This window comes from Variovorax soli (genome assembly GCF_031454625.1).
Taxonomy (GTDB): domain Bacteria; phylum Pseudomonadota; class Gammaproteobacteria; order Burkholderiales; family Burkholderiaceae_C; genus Variovorax; species Variovorax soli_A.
Window position 1 is genome coordinate 325,452 of record NZ_JAVDRF010000001.1, and the last position, 18,592, is coordinate 344,043.

At 67.7% G+C, this 18,592-nt stretch carries 19 protein-coding genes and 1 riboswitch; of the genes, 12 read left to right on the forward strand and 7 right to left on the reverse strand.

Features of this window, described 5'->3' with window-relative positions:
• Positions 1-65 precede the first annotated feature (65 nt).
• From J2739_RS01615 to J2739_RS01630, 4 genes are read left to right on the forward strand one after another with little or no spacing between them, the layout of a single operon-like run.
• Positions 66-1,067 (forward strand): KpsF/GutQ family sugar-phosphate isomerase, encoded by a 1,002-nt coding sequence (locus J2739_RS01615; RefSeq protein ID WP_309897954.1) that lies wholly within the window; start codon positions 66-68, stop codon positions 1,065-1,067.
• The gene (locus J2739_RS01620; protein ID WP_309897955.1) at positions 1,067-1,615 is read left to right on the forward strand and encodes a KdsC family phosphatase; all 549 of its coding nucleotides are present in this window, start codon (positions 1,067-1,069) and stop codon (positions 1,613-1,615) included. The genes J2739_RS01615 and J2739_RS01620 overlap by 1 nt, the downstream gene beginning before the upstream one ends.
• Positions 1,612-2,253 (forward strand): LPS export ABC transporter periplasmic protein LptC, encoded by a 642-nt coding sequence (gene lptC / locus J2739_RS01625; RefSeq protein WP_309897956.1) that lies wholly within the window; start codon positions 1,612-1,614, stop codon positions 2,251-2,253. The genes J2739_RS01620 and lptC overlap by 4 nt, the downstream gene beginning before the upstream one ends.
• Positions 2,250-3,023, forward strand: coding sequence for an SDR family oxidoreductase (locus tag J2739_RS01630; RefSeq protein WP_309897957.1), 774 nt, complete (start codon positions 2,250-2,252; stop codon positions 3,021-3,023). Before lptC ends, J2739_RS01630 begins: the two co-directional genes overlap by 4 nt.
• Positions 3,024-3,107: 84 nt before the next feature.
• On the opposite strand, the gene J2739_RS01635 is transcribed toward J2739_RS01630, so the two are convergent.
• Positions 3,108-3,626 (reverse strand): RNA recognition motif domain-containing protein, encoded by a 519-nt coding sequence (locus J2739_RS01635; protein ID WP_309897958.1) that lies wholly within the window; start codon positions 3,624-3,626, stop codon positions 3,108-3,110.
• 249 nt (positions 3,627-3,875) lie between these two features.
• Positions 3,876-4,057: riboswitch (yybP-ykoY riboswitch) on the forward strand.
• Positions 4,058-4,064: 7 nt separating this feature from the next.
• Here J2739_RS01635 and J2739_RS01640 point away from each other — a divergent pair.
• From J2739_RS01640 to J2739_RS01660, 5 genes are all read left to right on the forward strand, one after another.
• On the forward strand, positions 4,065-4,631 hold the full coding sequence (locus tag J2739_RS01640) for a TMEM165/GDT1 family protein (protein WP_309897959.1): 567 nt from the start codon (positions 4,065-4,067) through the stop codon (positions 4,629-4,631).
• Between the two features lie 117 nt (positions 4,632-4,748).
• Positions 4,749-5,903, forward strand: coding sequence for a homoserine O-succinyltransferase MetX (gene metX, locus J2739_RS01645; protein WP_309897960.1), 1,155 nt, complete (start codon positions 4,749-4,751; stop codon positions 5,901-5,903).
• A complete protein-coding gene (gene metW / locus J2739_RS01650) occupies positions 5,900-6,487 on the forward strand; it encodes a methionine biosynthesis protein MetW (protein ID WP_309897961.1) in 588 nt (195 codons plus the stop codon). The genes metX and metW overlap by 4 nt, the downstream gene beginning before the upstream one ends.
• A gap of 25 nt (positions 6,488-6,512) precedes the next feature.
• Positions 6,513-7,136 carry an IMPACT family protein gene (locus tag J2739_RS01655; RefSeq protein WP_309897962.1) on the forward strand — a complete coding sequence of 208 codons (624 nt, stop codon included), beginning with the start codon at positions 6,513-6,515 and terminating at the stop codon, positions 7,134-7,136.
• A 141-nt stretch (positions 7,137-7,277) separates the two neighbouring features.
• A complete protein-coding gene (locus J2739_RS01660) occupies positions 7,278-7,814 on the forward strand; it encodes a bactofilin family protein (RefSeq protein WP_309897963.1) in 537 nt (178 codons plus the stop codon).
• Between the two features lie 19 nt (positions 7,815-7,833).
• On the opposite strand, the gene J2739_RS01665 is transcribed toward J2739_RS01660, so the two are convergent.
• On the reverse strand, positions 7,834-8,646 hold the full coding sequence (locus J2739_RS01665) for a DUF72 domain-containing protein (protein WP_309897964.1): 813 nt from the start codon (positions 8,644-8,646) through the stop codon (positions 7,834-7,836).
• 124 nt (positions 8,647-8,770) lie between these two features.
• On the opposite strand from J2739_RS01665, the gene J2739_RS01670 reads away from it, so the two are divergent.
• Together J2739_RS01670 and J2739_RS01675 are read left to right on the forward strand one after the other, a co-directional pair.
• Positions 8,771-10,264, forward strand: coding sequence for a M20 family metallopeptidase (locus J2739_RS01670; protein ID WP_309897965.1), 1,494 nt, complete (start codon positions 8,771-8,773; stop codon positions 10,262-10,264).
• Positions 10,265-10,296: 32 nt separating this feature from the next.
• Positions 10,297-11,118, forward strand: a complete 822-nt coding sequence (locus J2739_RS01675; RefSeq protein WP_405053804.1) for an alpha/beta hydrolase — start codon at positions 10,297-10,299, stop codon at positions 11,116-11,118.
• Here J2739_RS01675 and J2739_RS01680 read toward each other — a convergent pair.
• Genes J2739_RS01680 through J2739_RS01700 form a run of 5 tightly spaced genes read right to left on the reverse strand, consistent with a single transcriptional unit; the run spans position 11,115 to position 16,020 of the window.
• Positions 11,115-12,293, reverse strand: coding sequence for an MFS transporter (locus J2739_RS01680; protein ID WP_309897967.1), 1,179 nt, complete (start codon positions 12,291-12,293; stop codon positions 11,115-11,117). The genes J2739_RS01675 and J2739_RS01680 overlap by 4 nt on opposite strands.
• An 8-nt stretch (positions 12,294-12,301) precedes the next feature.
• A complete protein-coding gene (locus J2739_RS01685) occupies positions 12,302-12,754 on the reverse strand; it encodes a YidB family protein (RefSeq protein ID WP_309897968.1) in 453 nt (150 codons plus the stop codon).
• Between the two features lie 34 nt (positions 12,755-12,788).
• Positions 12,789-14,150: a M20/M25/M40 family metallo-hydrolase gene (locus J2739_RS01690; protein ID WP_309897969.1), complete on the reverse strand. Its 1,362-nt coding sequence runs from the start codon at positions 14,148-14,150 to the stop codon at positions 12,789-12,791.
• Between the two features lie 44 nt (positions 14,151-14,194).
• Positions 14,195-14,929, reverse strand: coding sequence for a 16S rRNA (uracil(1498)-N(3))-methyltransferase (locus tag J2739_RS01695; protein WP_309897970.1), 735 nt, complete (start codon positions 14,927-14,929; stop codon positions 14,195-14,197).
• On the reverse strand, positions 14,926-16,020 hold the full coding sequence (locus J2739_RS01700) for an aminoglycoside phosphotransferase family protein (RefSeq protein WP_309897971.1): 1,095 nt from the start codon (positions 16,018-16,020) through the stop codon (positions 14,926-14,928). The genes J2739_RS01695 and J2739_RS01700 overlap by 4 nt, the downstream gene beginning before the upstream one ends.
• Before the next feature lie 91 nt (positions 16,021-16,111).
• Here J2739_RS01700 and J2739_RS01705 point away from each other — a divergent pair, with 91 nt between their 5' ends.
• The gene (locus J2739_RS01705) at positions 16,112-18,592 is read left to right on the forward strand and encodes an LPS-assembly protein LptD (RefSeq protein WP_309897972.1); all 2,481 of its coding nucleotides are present in this window, start codon (positions 16,112-16,114) and stop codon (positions 18,590-18,592) included.

Here is an 18,592-nt window from a genome sequence, read left to right on the forward strand (position 1 = left end):
CCTTCCGCTGCAGTGCGAGCCCTCTTCGGAACGGCTGTGCGGTGCGCGACCGATAAAATCCCGTGATGCGCTCCAGCCCAGATCCGGCCCTTTCCGCCTCCTCCAACGCAATGCTTGCGCGGGCCCGCACCACCTTCGACATCGAAGCTGCCGCCGTGCTCGGCCTCAAGCAGCGCATCGGCGCGAGCTTCGTGCAGGCCGTGCAGAAGATCCTCGAGGTGCGCGGCCGCGTCGTGGTCATGGGCATGGGCAAGAGCGGCCACGTCGGCCGCAAGATCGCGGCCACGCTCGCCTCCACCGGCACGCCCGCCATGTTCGTGCATCCTGCCGAGGCCAGCCACGGGGACCTCGGCATGATCAAGCCTGTCGATCTGGTGCTCGCCATTTCCAACAGCGGCGAGGTCGACGAGCTCACGGTGATCCTGCCGGTCGTCAAGCGGCAGGGCGTGCCGCTGATCGCGATCACCGGCCGCGTCGACTCTACGCTCGCCCACCACGCCGACATCGTCCTCGACAGCGGCGTCGAAAAAGAAGCTTGCCCGCTCAACCTCGCGCCGACCGCCAGCACCACCGCCCAGATGGCCATGGGCGATGCACTAGCGGTCGCGCTGCTCGATGCGCGCGGTTTCGGCACCGAAGATTTCGCGCGCTCGCATCCGGGCGGCGCCCTGGGCCGCAAGCTGCTGACTCACGTCGGCGACGTCATGCGTTCCGGCGATGCTGTGCCGAGGGTGGTTTCCGGCGCCAGCTTCAGCGAGTTGATGCGGGAGATGAGCTCCAAGGGCCTGGGCGCCACCGCGGTCGTCGACCGCGAAGGCCGTGCGATCGGCATCTTCACCGACGGCGACCTGCGCCGCCAGATCGAGACCGGCGCGGACCTGCGCGCCCTGACCGCCGCCGACGTGATGCACGTCGGCCCGCGCACGTTGCGCGCCGACGCGCTGGCAGCAGAGGCGGCCGAGCTGATGGAGCAGCACAGGATCACCAGCGTCCTCGTGATCGACGCCGCGGGCGTGCTGATCGGCGCGCTCAGCATCAACGACCTGATGCGCGCGAAAGTCATCTGATGGCGCTCCCATTCACGGCGGAGACCTTGCTTGCCGCCCAGGACATCCGCGTCGCCTTCTTCGACGTCGACGGCGTGCTGACGGATGGCGGCGTGTACTTTAGCGAGCACGGCGAAACGCTCAAGCGATTCAGCATTCTCGACGGCTATGGCCTCAAGCTGCTGCGACTGGCGGGAATCACGCCGGCCGTGATCACGGGCCGCGACTCCAAGCCCCTGCGCCTGCGCCTGCAGGCCTTGGGCATCGAGCATGTGCGCTACGGCACCGAAGACAAGCTGCCGGCCGCGCAGGCCATGCTCGCGCTGCTCGGCTTCGAATGGACCCAGGCCGCCGCCATCGGGGACGACTGGCCGGACCTTCCGGTGCTTACGCGCGTCGCCTTCGCCGCTGCGCCCGCCAACGCGCACGCGGAAGTGCGCGCCATTGCGCACCATGTGACGTCCGCGCGCGGCGGCGAAGGCGCGGCGCGTGAATTCTGCGATCTCCTGCTGACGGCCGGCGGCCACTATCGGCGCCTGCTGGACATCGCGCGGGGTCCCGCCGCATGAAGCCGAAGGCGGCCTGGAGCCTGCTGCGCGACACATTCGACCGGGTGACGATCTACCTGCCGATCATCCTGACGGCGATGCTCGCGCTGGGCACCTACTGGCTGGTGCGCAATGCGCCGAAGCTGCTCGAGCCTGCCCCCAAGGAGGCGCCCAAGCACGAGGCCGACTACTTCATGCGCGACTTCGTGATCAAGAACTTCCTGCCCAGCGGCGAACTGCGCAGCGAGCTGTTCGGCACTGAAGGACGGCACTATCCGGACACGGACACCATGGAGGTGGATCAGGTGCGCGTGCGCGCCGTGTCACCCGAAGGCCTGACCACCCGCGCCACAGCCAACCGCGGCCTGTCGAATGCCGATGGCAGCGAGGTCCAGCTCTTCGGCAACGCGATCGTGGTGCGCGAAGCGGCCACCACGCCGGACGGCAAGGTCGTGCCGCGGCTGGAATTTCGCGGCGAGTTCCTGCATGCTTTTCTCGACACGGAGCGGGTCCGGTCGAACAAGCCCGTCACCCTGGTCCGCGGCTCTGACCAGTTCACCGCCGACTCGATGGACTACGACAACCTCTCGGGCGTGGCGAACCTGCGCGGCCGCGTGCGTGGCCTGCTGATGCCGTCCACGCCCGGGGTCAAGCGTTGAAGCCCCTGGCCTTCGTCACCGGCGCGTCGAGCGGCATCGGGCAGGCGCTGGCGGCGCGTTTCCACGAGGCGGGCTACCGGCTGGCCCTGGCTGCGCGGCGCACCGGCGAGATCGAAGCATGGGCCGCCTCCCGCGGCATCGGCGCGGCTGATGTCCAGGTCTATGGCGCTGACGTGGCGCAGATCGACAGCATCGTGGCGGCGGGCGCCGCGTGCATCGAGCGCCAGGGGGTGCCCGAGGTGGTCATCGCGAATGCCGGCATCAGTGTCGGCATCGACACCGAAGATCGCGGCGATCTCGACGTGTTGGCCGAGACGCTGGCCATCAACAACGTCGGCTTGGCCGCCACCTTCCATCCGTTCGTCGCCGCGATGCGTGCGCGGGGCCGCGGACGGCTGGTGGGCATCGCCAGCGTCGCCGCGATTCGCGGTCTGCCCGGCCATGGCGCCTACTGCGCCAGCAAGGCCGGCGTGGTGGCCTATTGCGAGAGCCTGCGCGGCGAACTGCGCGCCAGCGGCGTCAAGGTGGTCACGCTGTTGCCCGGCTATGTCGATACGCCGCTCACCCGGGGCAACCGGTACGGCATGCCCTTCCTGCTGCAGCCAGAAACCTTCGCCGATCGCGCCTTCCTCGCCATCGAGGCCGGCGTCAGCTATCGCGTAATTCCGTGGCAGATGGGTGTGGTGGTGAAGCTCATGCGAGTGCTGCCCAATCCCTTGTTCGATCTGGCCGTTCAGGGACGCGGCCGAAAGAAAAGGCGCACCGAATAGGCCTTATAGCCGGCGACGAGCGGACCGTGTCGATCAACACAAAAGGCTCCCGAGGGAGCCTTTTTGATACGGGCAGGATGTGGATCAGTAGCCGCTGTTGCCGCCGCTGTTACCGCCGCCGCCGTAGCCACCGCGACCGCCGCCACGCGGGCCGGCGCCATACGGGCTACGGAAACCGCCGTCGCCGCCGCCACCACCGCCGTAGCCGCCACCACCACTGCGGCCGCCGCCACCGCCGTAGCCGCCACCACCACTGCGGCCGCCGCCGCCACCACCACCGTAGCCGCCGCCACCCCCGCCGCCATAGCCACCGCCGCCACCGTAGCCGCCGCTACGAGGAGGCCGCGCTTCCATGGGGCGCGCCTCGTTCACGACGACGCTGCGACCGCCCATGTCCTGGCCGTTCATGCCCTTGATGGCCGCTTGCGCTTCTGCGTCGCTGCCCATTTCCACGAAACCGAAACCCTTGGAACGAGGCGGGCTGGAGTCGCGCTCCATCATGACCTTGGCGCTCGTCACCGTGCCGAACTGGCTGAATGCGTGCTCAAGATCACCGTCGCGTGCCGAATAGGGCAGGTTGCCGACGTACAGTTTGTTGCCCATGAAGGGACTCCTATAAACACAAAGAAAAAGCGATGGAGTCCCGGGAGCACCACCCACGAGAAGGCCGCTGGGCCGCGCGAAACTGACCGATCACCGAATCGCCGCCCACCCGAAAATCAAGTGAGAGGCTCGTGCATTATGGGTGAAATGAATGGCGCGCAAGTAGGAATTTGCCCGCAAAAACGCCCCCGTGAAAAATAGTTGAAGTTTGCGCCCGCTCACAAAGCGAGGCATGCGCACGGCTAGAATCGCCCGGTCATTGGGGAGTAGCCGCCTTCCATCGCGAGAAGGGTGTGCGTCAACAGACTTGCCCGGCCGCGTGTCGGACATGGCGCAGACAGTGTTCCACCTGGCGAGACCTTTGACCGTGCAGCTTCGGATGTGGCCGAAGGTGTTGCACGGTCAATTGCGTCCTTCGGCCGAGGAGTCCCTTTTTCCATGGAAGCTTTTCTAGTCGCGACCGGCGTGGTCGCACTCGCCGAAATGGGCGACAAAACCCAACTGCTCTCGCTGGTCCTGGCCGCGCGCTTTCGCAGGCCCTGGCCGATCGTGCTTGGCATCTTCGCGGCCACGGTCGTCAATCATGGGCTCGCGGGCGCGGTGGGCAACTGGGTCACCCACGCGCTCGGGCCCGATGTGCTGCGCTGGATCCTGGGCTGCTCCTTCATCGCAATGGCGTTGTGGATGCTGATCCCGGACAAGCTCGACGAGGACGAACTGCCGAAGGCCTCGCGCCTCGGCGTCTTCGGCACGACCCTGGTCGCCTTCTTTCTCGCCGAGATGGGCGACAAGACACAGATCGCCACCGTCATGCTCGCCGCACGCTACGTCGATGCCTACGCATGGGTCGTGCTCGGCACCACGCTCGGAATGATGCTGGCCAATGCGCCGGTGGTGTGGATGGGCGAGCGCATCGTGAAGCGCGTGCCCATCAAGCTGGTGCACGGCGTGTCCGCCGCGCTGTTCCTGCTGCTCGGCGCCGGCGCGTTGATCCGATGGGCTTGAGCGGCATATACTCCCCGGACGCGCCGATTTGCTCCAGCTTGCGGGCGCTTAACAAATGCTGCTAAAGACGGATGCCCGACCTGGCTCGTTTTTGGCGAGGCCGGGTTTTCTTTTTCCATGTCTCTGCTCGTCTCTTCGCAATCGATGTTCTTCGCGGGTCCGCTGCCGCTCAGCAGCGGCGCGACGATCTCCGATTACAGCCTGGCCTACGAAACCTACGGCACGCTCGACGCGCATCGCAGCAACGCCGTGCTGGTCTGCCATGCGCTGAACGCCTCGCATCACGTGGCTGGCGTGTATGCGGACCAGGAGAAGTCCGAAGGCTGGTGGGACAACATGATCGGTCCAGGCAAGCCCGTCGACACCGATCGCTTCTTCGTCATCGGCATCAACAACCTGGGCTCCTGCTTCGGCTCCACCGGCCCGATGCACGCCAATCCCGCGACGGGTCGCATCTACGGCGCCGACTTTCCGGTGGTCACCGTCGAGGACTGGGTGCGCGCGCAGGCCGCCCTGCTCGATGCGCTCGGCATCGAAACGCTGGCCGCCGTGATGGGCGGCAGCCTGGGCGGCATGCAGGCGCTGTCATGGACCTTGCAGTACCCGCAGCGTGTGCGCCATGCGGTCGTGATCGCCAGCGCGCCCAGCCTGACGGCGCAGAACATCGCCTTCAACGAAGTGGCCCGCCGCGCCATCGTGACCGACCCCGACTTCAACGGCGGCAACTTCTACGAGCATGGCGTGATCCCCAAGCGCGGCCTGCGCATCGCCCGCATGATCGGCCACATCACCTACCAGAGCGACGACCTGATGAACGAGAAGTTCGGCCGCGCCCTGCGCAACGCTGTCGAGGGCGACGTGGCCGGCACGGACTTCCTCTACTCGACGCAGGAGGTCGAGTTCCAGATCGAGAGCTACCTGCGCTACAACGGCGACAAGTTCAGCGAGTACTTCGACGCCAACACCTACCTGCTGATCACCCGTGCGCTCGACTACTTCGACCCCGCGCGCGCCCACGGCGGCGACCTGCGCGCTGCGCTGGCGCCGGCCACCGCGCGCTTCCTGATCGTGAGCTTCAGCACCGACTGGCGCTTCGCGCCCGCGCGCAGCCGCGAGATCGTGAAGGCGCTGCTCGACAACCGCCGCCACGTGAGCTATGCGGAGATCGATGCACCGCACGGGCACGACGCCTTCCTGCTCGACGACCCTCGCTACATGAGCCTCGTGCGCTCCTACTTCGAACGCATCGCGAAAGAGGGAGCGACGCGATGAGCGACCTGGACACCCAGCGCCTGATTGCGCGCCTCGTGCCCGAGGGCTCGCGCGTGCTCGATCTCGGCTGCGGCGATGGCGCCTTGCTCGACCTGCTGCAGCGCGAGCGCGGCTGCAGCGGATACGGCGTCGAGATCGCCGACGGCAACGTGCTGCAATGCATCCGTCATGGCGTCGACGTGATCCAGCTCAATCTCGACGAAGGCTTGGCGATGTTCGACGACGCCTCCTTCGATGTCGTCCTGCAGATCGACACGCTGCAGCATCTTCGCAATGCCGAGGTGATGCTGCGCGAGACGGCACGCGTCGGTCGCATCGGCATCGTCGCCTTCCCCAATTTCGCGCACTGGCCGAATCGCATCAGCATCGCGCGCGGCCGCATGCCGGTGACACGGCGCCTGCCCTACCAGTGGTACGACACCCCGAACATCCGGGTCGGCACCTTCAAGGACTTCGAGGTGCTCGCGCGCAAGAACCACCTGCGCGTGCTCGACGCCTTCGGCCTGCAGGAAGGCACCGAGGTGCGCTGGCTGCCGAACGCGCGCGCCGGCACGGCCGTTTTCAAATTCGAGCGCGAGCGCTGAGCCCTCGGCCCCCGCCGCGAACAGGATGGCCTTCACCCTCGCCGCGCCATTGCACAGCGAGCTCCTGATCAGGAAGAGCCGCTTCATCGGCTGCGTGCAGCCGGTGCCCGATCGCACGGCCGCGCAGGCCATCGTCGAAACCTTGCGTCAGGCGCATCCCGGCGCGGCCCATGTGTGCTGGGCGCTGATGGCCGGCGGGCAATCGGCCGCCAACGACGACGGCGAGCCCGGCGGCACCGCCGGCCGGCCCATGCTGGAAGTGCTGCGGCACCATGCGCTCGAGGGCGTGCTCGCGACCGTCGTGCGCTACTTCGGGGGTGTCAAGCTCGGTGCCGGCGGACTGGTGCGTGCGTACACCGACAGCATCGCGCAGGCCTTGGTCGGTGCAACGCTGATGCCGCTGGTGAAGCAGTGCCACTTGCACTGTGCCGTGCCCTACGCGCTCGAGGGCCTCGTGCGCCGTGAGCTGGCGGCGGCAGGTGCCACGCTGCGCGGGGTGCGCCACGAGACCCTCGTGCATTTCTCCCTGAGCTTGCCGGAGCCCGCAGTGGCCCGCTTCGTGGCGACGATCGACAATGCTGCGCAGGGGCGCGCTGCCTGGCTGCCGGCACAAATTGACATCGAGGGTTCGCGGCCTGGGCTCGCATGAGTTCAGCGTCAAACGCGGCAGACGCAGAAGAAAGTTCCCAGGGACCGCCATTCGAGACGTATTCAGTTACGCTTCTTGCGCAATGAAGTGCAGCGAGCTTGGAGGGCGTTCTTACGATGACCCCTTTTGAGGAGCTTCCCATTGGCCACACAGTCCCCCTTCTTCGGCAAGCGTGATCGCGAAGCCGAACCACTTGTCTCTCGTCCCGCGCCGCTGGTGGGCTCCGGCACCAATCTGTCGGGCTCGCCCGTGACGCCGTCGAACCTGTCGTCGCAGTCGGCGCAGTCGGCGGCCAGCGCGGCGGCCAAGGAAGGCGGCAGCAAACTCACCGTCGGCCCCAACATCAAGCTCAAGGGCGTCGAGATCACGGACTGCGACACGCTCGTGGTCGAAGGTCTTGTCGAAGCGACGATGGATTCGCGTGTCATGCAGATCGCCGAGCAAGGCGCCTTCAAGGGCTCGGCCGAGATCGATCTTGCCGAGATCCGCGGCCTCTTCGATGGCAACCTGACGGTGCGCGAGAAGCTCGTCATCCACTCCACCGGCAAGGTCACCGGCAAGATCCGCTACGGCAAGATCGTGATCGAGGAAGGCGGCCAGCTCTCCGGCGAGATCAGCTTCGGCACCTCGGCCGGCAGCAGCAGCGCCAGCAAGCCCGCCCTGCAAGCCGCCGCCTGAGCCCGCGTCCTTCGCGCGCTCAGCCCAGGCGCTGAATCAAGGCACCGGCAGCCGCCGGTGCCTTTTCTTTTGCGCCGTTGATGAAGTAGATGAAGACGTCGCGCGCGCTCTTCGTGCCCTTGCCGCGCTCTTCGACGTAGGGCAGTGCCTCCGGCAGGCCGCCGCCGGCCCACGTCTTCCCCGCCTCGGCCCAGGCATCGAGGGCCTTGGGCGCATAGCCGGTCTTCTGCTCGGCTTGGCTCATCATCAGGCGCGCATAGACGAAATCGCACGTGAGATCGGCAAAGGATGGAAACTTGTCCGCATCGGTGAAGACCGTGGCCGCCTGGTACTTGCGCGCCAGCGCCAGGTAGGCCGGTGTCATGAAGCTCGGGTGCCGCACGTCCAGCACGTGGCGCAGCGCATGGCTGCCCTCCTTCTTCGGCAGCAGCGCGAGAAAGGCCTCGAAGTCCTCTGCGTCGAAAGCCTTGGTCGGCATGAACTGCCAGACGATCGGTCCGAGCTTCTTGCCCAGTTCAGTGATGCCGCTCTCGACGAAGCGCGAGATCGACTCGCCCGCCGTGGACAGCTGCTTGCGGTTGGTCGCGAAGCGCGAGGCCTTGAGCGAGAACATGAAGTCCTCTGGCGTCTCGTCGTGCCACTTCTTGAAGGTCGGCGGCTTGAAGCCGCTGTAGTAGGTGCCGTTGACCTCGATGGCCGTGAGGTGCCTGCTCGCATAGTGCAGCTCCTGGCTGTGTGGCAGGCCTTCGGGATAGAAGTTCTTGCGCCAGGGCTCGTAGGTCCAGCCGCCGACGCCGACGCGAATGCGCTTGTTCGTGTTGTTGCTGCTCAAGATCTGCCTCCGATCGGGTTGCCACTTCGAAGCCGGCAGAGATTAGCCCAAAGGCCTGCGGCCCGCGCGGCATGCGCCCATAATTCGCGAGACCACTCGCCAGTCCCACCACGCGGAGAACCTTATGAACGCTCCCCTGCACCGCGAAATGCCTTCGGGCCTGCTCGACCCCGAGCGCGCCCTGTCCGACGTCTCGACGAAATGGGACCAGGACATCGTCCGCCAGCTCACCGACTACATCGCCATCCCTGCCAAGTCGCCCAGCTTCGACAAGGACTGGGTGCAGAACGGCTACCTCGACACCGTGATGCGCAACGCCGCCGCCTGGGTCGAGGCGCAGAAGGTCGAGGGCCTGAAGCTCGAGATCGTGCGGCTCGAAGGGCGCACGCCGGTGCTCTTCTTCGAAGTGCCGGCCACCGGCACCGACATGAGCGAAACCGTGCTGATGTACGGCCACCTGGACAAGCAGCCCGAGTTCACCGGCTGGCGCAGCGATCTCGGCCCATGGACGCCCAAGTACGAAGACGGCCTGCTCTATGGCCGCGGCGGCGCGGATGACGGCTACGCCGTGTACGCGAGCATCGCGGCGCTGCAGGCGCTGAAGGCGCAAGGCGCGGCCCATCCGCGCGTGGTCGGGTTGATCGAGACCTGCGAGGAGTCCGGCTCCTACGACCTGCTGCCCTACATCGACGCGCTGCGGCCGCGCCTCGGCGAAGTGGGACTCGTGATCTGCCTCGATTCGGGCGCCGGCAACTACGACCAGCTGTGGCTCACCACTTCGTTGCGCGGCATGGCGAGCGGGACGCTGAAGGTCGAGATCCTGACCGAGGGCGTGCACTCCGGCGACGCCTCAGGCCTCGTGCCCTCGAGCTTCCGGATCATGCGCCAGGTGCTGGACCGCCTGGAGGACAGCAAGACCGGCCGCCTGCTGCCGCAGAGCTTTCACTGCGAGCTGCCGGCCGACCGCCTCGCACAGGCCAAGGCCACCGCCGAGATCCTGGGCGACGAGGTCTACAAGCGCTTCCCCTGGGCGCACTACGACTGCGGCGGCGCGACCGCCTTCGCGTTGCCGACCACCAGCGACCCGGTGGAGGCGCTGATCAATCGCACCTGGAAGCCCACCCTCTCCGTGACCGGCGCCGAAGGCTTCCCGGCGCTGAAGGACGCGGGCAACGTGCTGCGTCCTTACACCGCCTTCAAGCTCTCACTGCGCCTGCCGCCGCTGGTCGATGCCGACCGGGCCGTGCAGGAGCTCAAGACACTGCTCGAAGACAACGCGCCCTACCAGGCCAAGGTCACCTTCGAAAGCAATGGCGGCGCCACCGGCTGGAATGCGCCTTCGACCGCGCCGTGGTTCGAGCGCGCGCTCGACGCCGCGTCGCAGGCGCATTTCGGCGCGAGCTGCGGCTACATCGGGCAGGGCGGGACCATTCCGCTCATGAACATGCTGAGTGTCGGTTTCCCGAAAGCGCAGATGATGGTCTGCGGCGTGCTCGGTCCCAAGAGCAATGCACACGGGCCCAACGAGTTCCTGCATGTGCCCTACGCCAAGAAGCTGACGGCGGCCGTGGCCGAGGTGATCGCCGCGCTGCCGGCAGCGCGCGCCGCGGGCGCTTGAAGCCGGCCGCGGGGTCCCTGCCGCAAGCACAGTTGCGCACGCCCGACGGCGAAACGCTGGCGCTGCACGAGTGGCCGATCCCGCCCGATCGGAATACCAGGGGCGTCGTCGTGCTCGTGCATGGCATTGGCGAGCATGCCGGCCGGTATGCCCATGTGGCGCAACGCCTCAACGCCTGGGGTTTTGCGGTCCGCGCCGCCGATCACCATGGCCATGGCGCGTCGAGCGGCGCGCGCGGCGGATTGCCCAGCGTGATGCGATTGGTCGATGACCTGGCGCTCGTGATCGACGACACGCGCCGCCACCACCCCGGGTTGCCGCTGGTCCTGCTGGGTCACAGCCTGGGCGGGCTGGTCGCCGCGAGCTTCGTGGCGCGCGCGGTGCGGCCCGTCGACGCGCTGGTGCTCTCGTCGCCGGGGCTGGATCCCGGGCTCGGCCTGTTTCAAAAGCTGCTGATCGCCGTGCTGTCGCGCGTGGCGCCCACCCTGCGCGTGGGCAACGGCCTCGACGAGCGCTATCTCTCTCACGATCAGGCCGTGGTCCAGGGCTACCGCGCGGACCCGCTGTGCCACGACCGCATCGGCGCGCGGCTGGCGCGCTTTTTGGCCGACGAAGGTGCGATCGTGCAAGCGGCAGCGCCGCGCTGGAGCGTGCCCACCCTGTTGATTTACGCCGGCGACGATCGGCTGGTGAAGCCGGCCGGCAGCCGCCGCTTCGCGGAGGCCGCGCCCGCCGCGGTGCTGACCGTCACCTGCTTTCCGGCGCTGTACCACGAGATCTTCAACGAGCTGGAGGCCGAGCCCGTCTTCGGAACGCTCGCGCGCTGGCTCGATGGCCGCTTCCAGCCGGTCTAGGCGGACGCCGCTGCAGCCACGGTGCGCCGCTTGCGGGCCAGCCACAGCAGCCCTGCGCCCGTCAGGAACACCGGCAACAGCGAACCGAGGTTCAGCAGGCGCCAGCCTTGCGTCGTGACCAGAACGCCGGAAGTGAAGGAGCTCAGCGCCAGCGTCGCGAACACGCAGAAGTTGAGCGCGCCTTGCGCACGGTCCCTTTCCTCGGCCGTGTAGGCCGAGAGCGACAGGGTCGTGCTGCCGGTAAAGAGAAAATTCCAGCCGAGGCCCAGCAGGAAGAGCGCAAGGAGAAACCGATGCAGTTCCACACCCGACAGCGCCACCGCGATGCAACCCAGGTTGAGCAGCAGGCCCAGGCCCATCACCGGTAGCGCGCCGAACCGGCGGATCAGGTGGCCGGTGAAGAAGCCCGGCGCGAACATGCCGATCACGTGCCATTCGAGCACCAGCGCCACATCCTCGAAGGGCAGGCTGCAGACCTGCATGGCGATCGGCGTGGCGGCCATCAGCAGGTTCATGACGCCGAAGCCCAGGGCACCCGACAACGCGGCGACGATGAACACCGGCTGGCGCACGATCTCGGCGAGCGGGCGCCCGCCCGCTGCTGCACGCTTGGCAGGCGGCGCAGGAAAGTCGATGAAGTGCATCAGCCCCATCGCGAGCAGCGCCACCGCGCCCAGGGCGAGATAGACGCCTGCGAAGGGCACCGCGAACCAGTTGCGTGTGAGGGCCGCGAGGTTCGGGCCCGCCACGGCGCCGATCAAGCCGCCTGCCATCACCAGCGAGACCGCCTTCTCGCGCCACGCCGGCGCCGCGAGCTCGGCGGCAGCGAAGCGATAGAGGGCGGCGTTCGCGTTGTAGTAGCCGGCCACCAACGTGGCCGCGCACAGCAGCCAGAAGTCTTGCCAGAACGCGGCCTGCGCGCACAGCAGCGCCGAGCCCAGGGCCACCGCCAGTCCGATCTGGAAGGAGCGGCGCCGCCCGAAGCGCCGCTGCGTGCGCGCCACCAGCCCGGTGGCGAGCGCGCCGCCCACCACATAGCCCATGACGGGCAGCGTGGCCATCCAGCCGCGCGGCGCCAGTGCCAGTCCGACCAGGCCGTTGATCGCGATGAAGGCGACGTTGTTGGTCAGGAACAAGCCCTGGCAGACGGCGAGCAGCCAGAGATTGCGGTTCATCGATTGCTTCAGCCCTTTGGAAGCAATCCGCTGAGCGAGGACAGCAGCTCGTCCTGGTCGCCGAGGCCCTCGGCCGGCGCCTGGCCCCTTGGCGTGAGCCGGTCGATCAACATGGGCAGCAGCGTGGCCAGCATCGGCAGCAGCGTGGCGGCGGTGATGCCGAGCTTCTGCGAGAGGCCGGAGACGACGTCGCTGCCCAGCGCGTCCTGCAGCTGGCCGTCAGAGATCGGCTGGTTCTCGCCCTTGCCGATCCACGAAGCGATCACGTCGCCCATGCCGGCCTGTTCGAACTTGGAGACCAGTCCGCCGAGGCCCCCCACCTCGCCGTTGTTGGCGAGCAGTCCGCCGAGCGCACCCGCGAGGCCGCCGAGCTCACCGAGCCCGCCCAAGCCGCCGCCCTGGGGCTGCTGCGGCTGCACGCCGCCGAGCACTTGTCCGAGTACCGAATCGAGCAGTCCCATGATGGGCTCCTGAAAGTAAAGAAGGGGGGAAGCGCTAGGAAGGCTGGCGCGGCGGGCGCTTGGGCAGCAGGGGCTGGGTCACACCTTGCACGCCGACCAGCCCGAGCACGGTGGCGAGGGCATTCTGCGCGCCTTTCCAGCCGTCTGTCACGTCGATCCACTCGGACAGCGCATGGAAGCCGCCGGTCTTGCCGCCGCCGCCGACGATGATGGCGGGGATGCCCAGCGACATCGGCACGTTGGCGTCGGTGCTGGCGCCGCTCAGCAGGGTCTTGTGGCCGAAGGCGCTGTTGGCGCGCACGGCCGCCTCGACGATCACCGAGTCCGAAGGCGTGCGCCCGCCCGGCCGGTCCCCGATCAGCTTGTGGCTGACGCTGAGCGTGTTGACGTTCCAGCGTTTGTTCTCCTCCGACACCGCCTCGTCGAGCGCCGCCAAGATCTTCTTCTCGGTCTCGAGCAGTGCGCCCATCTCGTCGGAGCGGATGTCCACCGCCATGCGCGCATCGGGCGCGATGGTGTTGACCGATGTGCCGCCGCCGACCGTGCCCACGGTGAAGGTCGTCTTGGGGAAGCTGGGTGTCTTGATCTCTGCGATCTTGGCGATCGCGCGGCCCATGCCGTGGATCGCGCTGGGCACCTGGCCGAAAGCGGCGTAGCTGTGGCCGCCCGGGCCCTTGAAGTTCACTTCGTAGCGATGGCTCGCGGTGCCCAGCATCAGCACCGTGCCGTCGGGCGCCGGCTCCAGGCCCACCATGCCGTCGATGTCGAGGTGCTCGCGGAAGAGCGCCTTCATGCCGCGCAGGTTGCCCAGTTCCTCTTCGCCCACATTGCCGACGAACAGCAGGTCGCCCACGGTCTGGATGTTGTTGTCGTTGAGCACCTTGAGCCAGGACAACAGCACCGCCAGGCCGCGCGTGTCATCCGAAATGCCGGGTGCGTAAAGCTTGCCGTCGCGCTCCTTCACCTTGACGTCGGTGCCAGCGGGAAAGACCGTGTCGAGATGGGCCGAGATCAGCAGCTTGGGCCCGTTGCCCGTGCCCTTGCGCAGGCCGACGACGTTGCCCTCGGCGTCGATGCGCGCGTCGCTGAGGCCCAGCGCCTTCATGCGCGCGAGGAAGGCCTCGGCGCGCTTCTGCTCCTTGAAGGGCGGCGCTTCGATCTCGGTGAGCATCCTGAGGTCTTCGACCGAGCGCTCGTGGTCGGCCTTCACCGCCTCGAGCAGCTGCTTGACGGCCGGCGCGGCGAGCAGCTGCGTATAGGACTGGTCGACCTCCGGCCTCACCTGGGTCGGCGTCGGCGCCACGGCCGAGCCCTGCGCATGGGCGGCGCCCGCGGCGCACAGGACGGCAAGCAGGAAGGGCGCGACACGCAGGGACGTGGGCAGGAGCAATGGCATAGGTGGAACCGGTAGGAGGTGGAACAATGAGCTGCGGATTTTCGTCACGGATGCGCGAGCCATACAAGCGCCGCCAGGGCCGCCGTCTCGGCGCGCAGCACGCGCGGGCCGAGCGAAAGCGGCGCAAAGCCACGGACGATGGCGTCGCTTTCCTCGGCTGCACTCAGGCCGCCTTCGGGGCCGCTGAGCACGCACGCGCCCCGCAGGCCGTCGGCCGCAGCGCCGTCCCGGATCTCGCGCAGGCCATGCGCGCCCTCGGCCAGGCTCAGGACGAAGCGTTCGGCATCGTCGATCGGCGGCGAATCGATCCAGCCGGCCAGTGCCCGCACCGGGTGCACCAGCGGCACCCGGTTGCGGCCGCACTGCTCGCAGGCCGCGATCGCGATCGCCTGCCAATGCGCGCGCTTCTTGTCGGCGCGCTCGCCGGCCAGGCGCAGCACGCCATGCGCCGTCATCAGGGGCTGGATGCTGGCGACGCCGAGCTCGGTCGCCTTCTCGACCAGCCAATCCATGCGCTCGTTGGCCGGCATGCCGATCGCGAGATGCACGGCGCGCGGAGCCTCGCGCTCGATCGCAGCGCGCGCAGTGACCTGCACCGTGACTTCGCTGCGGCCCATGCGCTCGATGGTGGCGGCGTACTCGCCGCCGCTGCCGTCGAAGAGCGTGAGCGCATCGCCCGGCTGCAGCCGCAGCACCTGGACGTGGCGCGCTGCGCCGGGCGGGAGCGCCATCGCGCTGTGCGCGGCGATTGCCGTGGCGCAGTGGAAGCGCGGCTTCACATCCGTCCGTACGCGAAGCCGCTCTGCGGCTGCGTCCCTTCGATTTCGTCGATGGCGCGCAAGAGCGGCCCCAGCTCGCGATAGCGGCTCGCGGTCGCGCGTATGTAGGTGATGAAGCGCGGCGTGTCGGCCAGGTACTTGGGCTTGCCGTCACGCAGCGTGAGGCGCGCGAAGATGCCTGCCACCTTCAGGTGACGCTGCAGGCCCATCCATTCGACCGCACGGTAGAAGGCGCCGAAGTCCTCGTCCACGGGCAGGCCAGCCTTGCGCGCCTGCTCCCAGTAGCGCACCGTGATGTCGAGCACGAAGTCCTCGTCCCAGCTCAGGAAGGCATCGCGCATCAGGCTCGCGATGTCGTAGGTGATGGGGCCATGCACCGCGTCCTGGAAGTCCAGCACGCCCAGCGCCGGGCCGCCCGTGATCATCAGGTTGCGCGGCATGAAGTCGCGATGCACGTAGACGCGCGGTGCCGCGAGGTTGTTCTCGACGATCAGCTGGAAGCTGCGTTGCAGACGCTCCTGCAGTGCGCCTTCGACCTTCAGGCCCCGGTACCGGGCCACGTACCACTGCGGGAACAAGGCCAATTCGCGCTCGAGCAACGCCCGGTCGTAGGGCGGCAGCACCTGCGGCCTGGATGCCAGCTGCCAGCGGATCAGGGCGTCGATCGCCTGGGCATAGAGCGGCCGGGCAGCGTCGGGGTCGGCAGGGTCGATCACGTCGAGCATGGTCTGACGGCCGAGGTCGTCGAGCAGCAGGAAGCCGCGGGCCTCGTCCCATTCGAGCACCTGCGGCGCGGTCAGCCCGGCCTCATGCATCAGACGGGCGACATGCACGAAAGGGGCACTGTTCTCCTGGGCAGGCGGCGCATCCATCACGATGCGGGTGCCGGCTGCGTCCTGCGTGTCGATGCGGAAGTAGCGCCGGAAGCTCGCGTCCGCGGAGGCCGGCCGCACGGTCGCCGGCAGCAGCCGGTGCCGCGGGCCGATGGCGGCCAGCCATTGTGCGAAGTCGTGGGCGCGCTCCGGATCGCTCCAGCTGATCGGTTGGGAAGGCGTCGTGGCGCCGCTGTCCGGGGGCGGGGAGGCTGTCATGGATAATCAATTCTACAAATCCATCCGGCGCGGGCCTCCCCAACTCCCGGCCATCCGGCGCTCCTTCCCCCGAAGATTCCTTTCCGTACCGATGCCTGACCTGACCCGAGCTGACTGGCGCCGGTGCCGACCGCCTTTGCCGCTGGCGCTGCTGACGCTGGCGCTGCTGCAAGCCCAAGGCGCGTCGGCACAGGACGCCGGCCTGGACGCGCCGATCACGCTCAAGCGCTCGCCGCAGTTGCTGGAGACCATCCCGAAGACGCAGCGCGGCGAGCTGCCGAGCTTCGTCGATGGCGATCGCATCTCCGGCCGGCCCGACCTCGAAACCGTGATCGAAGGCAACGCCTCGCTGCGCCGCGGCGACACCGTGATCCACGCAGACCGGCTCGAGTACTACCAGCCGGAGGACCTCGCCAAGGCGAGCGGCAATGTGCGCGTGAACCAAGCCGGCAATGTCTACGAGGGCCCGCAACTCGAGCTCAAGCTCGAGACTTTCGAAGGCTTCTTCAACAAGGCGCGCTACCGCTTCCTGGCCTCCGGCGGACACGGCGATGCCGAGCGGATCGACTTCGTCGACAGCAACGTGTCGATTGCCCGGCAAGCGACCTACACCACCTGCCGGCGCGAGGACTACCCGGGCTGGATGCCCGCCTGGTTGCTGAGCGCCGCGACGCTGACCACCGACACCGAGGAGAACGTCGGCGTGGCCACCGACGCGCGGCTGAGCTTCATGGGCATCAGCACGCCGCCCTTCCCCTCGCTGAGCTTTCCGCTCAGCAACGATCGCAAGAGCGGCTTCCTGCCGCCGACGATCGGTATGGGCAGCGTCAACGGCATCGACATCACGGTGCCGTACTACTGGAACATCGCGCCGAATCGCGACGCCACCTTCTACCCCGAGGTGATGAGCAAGCGCGGCGTCAATCTGGGCAGCGAGTTCCGCTACCTCGAGAAGGATTACAGCGGCGATCTTCGCCTCGACCTGATGGGCAGTGACCGTCTGGTGGGCGAGCGCTACGACGAGAAGGTCAATACCCAGCTTCAGCAGCTGGCCAACGGCGAAATCCAGGCCAAGGACCTCGATCTGCGACGCCCGGTCTCCAGGCGCTGGGGTCTCTGGGCCAACCACCATCAGCAGTTCGACGCCAAGGCACTGGGGCTGGATTCGCTTGCCGCCAATGTGACCATCAACCGCGTCAGCGACGACGATTACTGGCGCGACTTCACGCGCACGCCTTCGCTCACGCAGCGCTTGTTGTCCAACGACGCCCGGCTCGATTGGAGCAAGGGCGACTGGAGCGGCCTCGTGCGCGCGCTCAAGTATCAGACGCTGCAGTACGACCTCTCGCCGATCCTGCCGCCCTACGACCGGCTGCCGCAGATCACCGCCAACTACAACAAGTACGACTGGCACGGTTTCGACTTTTCGCTCAACACCGACTACTCGCGCTTTCGCGGCGACCCGGTGCAGCAGCAGCAGCCCAATGGCGAGCGCGTGTTCGCACAGGCTTCGCTGAGCAGGCCTTTCCTGACGCCCGGCACCTTTGTCATTCCCAAGCTGCAGCTGCATGCGAGCAGCTACCAGTTCGATGCGCCGCTGTCCAACGGCGCGAGCTCGGCCAACCGCACGGTGCCGACCTTCAGCCTGGACAGCGGCATGATCTTCGAGCGCGACGCCAGCTTCTTCGGCCGCGCCTTCCGCCAGACGCTGGAGCCGCGCGCCTTCTACGTCTACACGCCGTACCGCGACCAGAGCCTGCTGCCGAATTACGATTCGGCCGCCAACGACTTCAACTTCGCGACCGTCTACACGGAGAATGCTTTCTCCGGCAACGACCGCATCTCCGACAGCAACACGCTCACCGTCGGCGTGACCTCGCGGCTGATCGATCCCGAGAGCGGCGCCGAGGCGGCCCGTTTCGGCATCGCGCAGCGGCTGCGCTTCGCGGACCAGCGCGTCACGCTGCCGGGCGGCACGCCTGTGTCGGACCGCATCAGCGACCTGCTGCTCGGCGCCCAGATCAACTGGACGCCGCAATGGAGCGTGGACGGCACCGTGCAGTACAACCCCGACGACCACAAGTCGACCCGCACGGCGCTGAGCGCTCGCTACAACCCCGGTTCCTACCGCAACATCTCGGCGGCCTATCGCTACCAGGCGAACACGACCCCGACTTCCAACGACGGCAACAAGTCGCTGGACGTGAGCTGGCAGTGGCCGGTCAACGACCTGTGGGGCGACAAGGGCAAGGACCTCGGCCCGGGCCGTGGCCAGGGCGGCGGGCGATGGTACGCCGTGGGCCGGCTCAACTACAGCCTGCAGGACCGCAAGCTGACCGACGGCGTGCTCGGCTTCGAGTACGACGGCTGCTGCTGGATCGGACGCGTGGTCCTGGAGCGCCTCACCACTGGTCAAGCCACGGCGAACACGCGCATCATGTTCCAGATCGAATTCGTCGGTTTCGCCTCCATCGGATCAAGCCCCATGCGCACCCTGACCCAGAACATCCAGCGCTACCAGCCTCTGCGGCAACCTTTCCCCGCACCGAGCCGCTTCACCAACTACGACTGA

What these genes read in the sequence shown, in the direction of transcription:
- J2739_RS01615 (WP_309897954.1), top strand. Translation starts at nt 66, where the DNA reads ATGCGCTCCAGCCCAGATCCGGCCCTTTCCGCCTCCTCCAACGCAATG.
- J2739_RS01620 (WP_309897955.1), top strand. Translation starts at nt 1,067, where the DNA reads ATGGCGCTCCCATTCACGGCGGAGACCTTGCTTGCCGCCCAGGACATC.
- lptC (WP_309897956.1), top strand. Translation starts at nt 1,612, where the DNA reads ATGAAGCCGAAGGCGGCCTGGAGCCTGCTGCGCGACACATTCGACCGG.
- J2739_RS01635 (WP_309897958.1), bottom strand. Translation starts at nt 3,626, where the DNA reads ATGGGCAACAAACTGTACGTCGGCAACCTGCCCTATTCGGCACGCGAC.
- J2739_RS01640 (WP_309897959.1), top strand. Translation starts at nt 4,065, where the DNA reads ATGGAAGCTTTTCTAGTCGCGACCGGCGTGGTCGCACTCGCCGAAATG.
- metX (WP_309897960.1), top strand. Translation starts at nt 4,749, where the DNA reads ATGTCTCTGCTCGTCTCTTCGCAATCGATGTTCTTCGCGGGTCCGCTG.
- metW (WP_309897961.1), top strand. Translation starts at nt 5,900, where the DNA reads ATGAGCGACCTGGACACCCAGCGCCTGATTGCGCGCCTCGTGCCCGAG.
- J2739_RS01655 (WP_309897962.1), top strand. Translation starts at nt 6,513, where the DNA reads ATGGCCTTCACCCTCGCCGCGCCATTGCACAGCGAGCTCCTGATCAGG.
- J2739_RS01670 (WP_309897965.1), top strand. Translation starts at nt 8,771, where the DNA reads ATGAACGCTCCCCTGCACCGCGAAATGCCTTCGGGCCTGCTCGACCCC.
- J2739_RS01680 (WP_309897967.1), bottom strand. Translation starts at nt 12,293, where the DNA reads ATGAACCGCAATCTCTGGCTGCTCGCCGTCTGCCAGGGCTTGTTCCTG.
- J2739_RS01685 (WP_309897968.1), bottom strand. Translation starts at nt 12,754, where the DNA reads ATGGGACTGCTCGATTCGGTACTCGGACAAGTGCTCGGCGGCGTGCAG.
- J2739_RS01690 (WP_309897969.1), bottom strand. Translation starts at nt 14,150, where the DNA reads ATGCCATTGCTCCTGCCCACGTCCCTGCGTGTCGCGCCCTTCCTGCTT.
- J2739_RS01700 (WP_309897971.1), bottom strand. Translation starts at nt 16,020, where the DNA reads ATGACAGCCTCCCCGCCCCCGGACAGCGGCGCCACGACGCCTTCCCAA.
- J2739_RS01705 (WP_309897972.1), top strand. Translation starts at nt 16,112, where the DNA reads ATGCCTGACCTGACCCGAGCTGACTGGCGCCGGTGCCGACCGCCTTTG.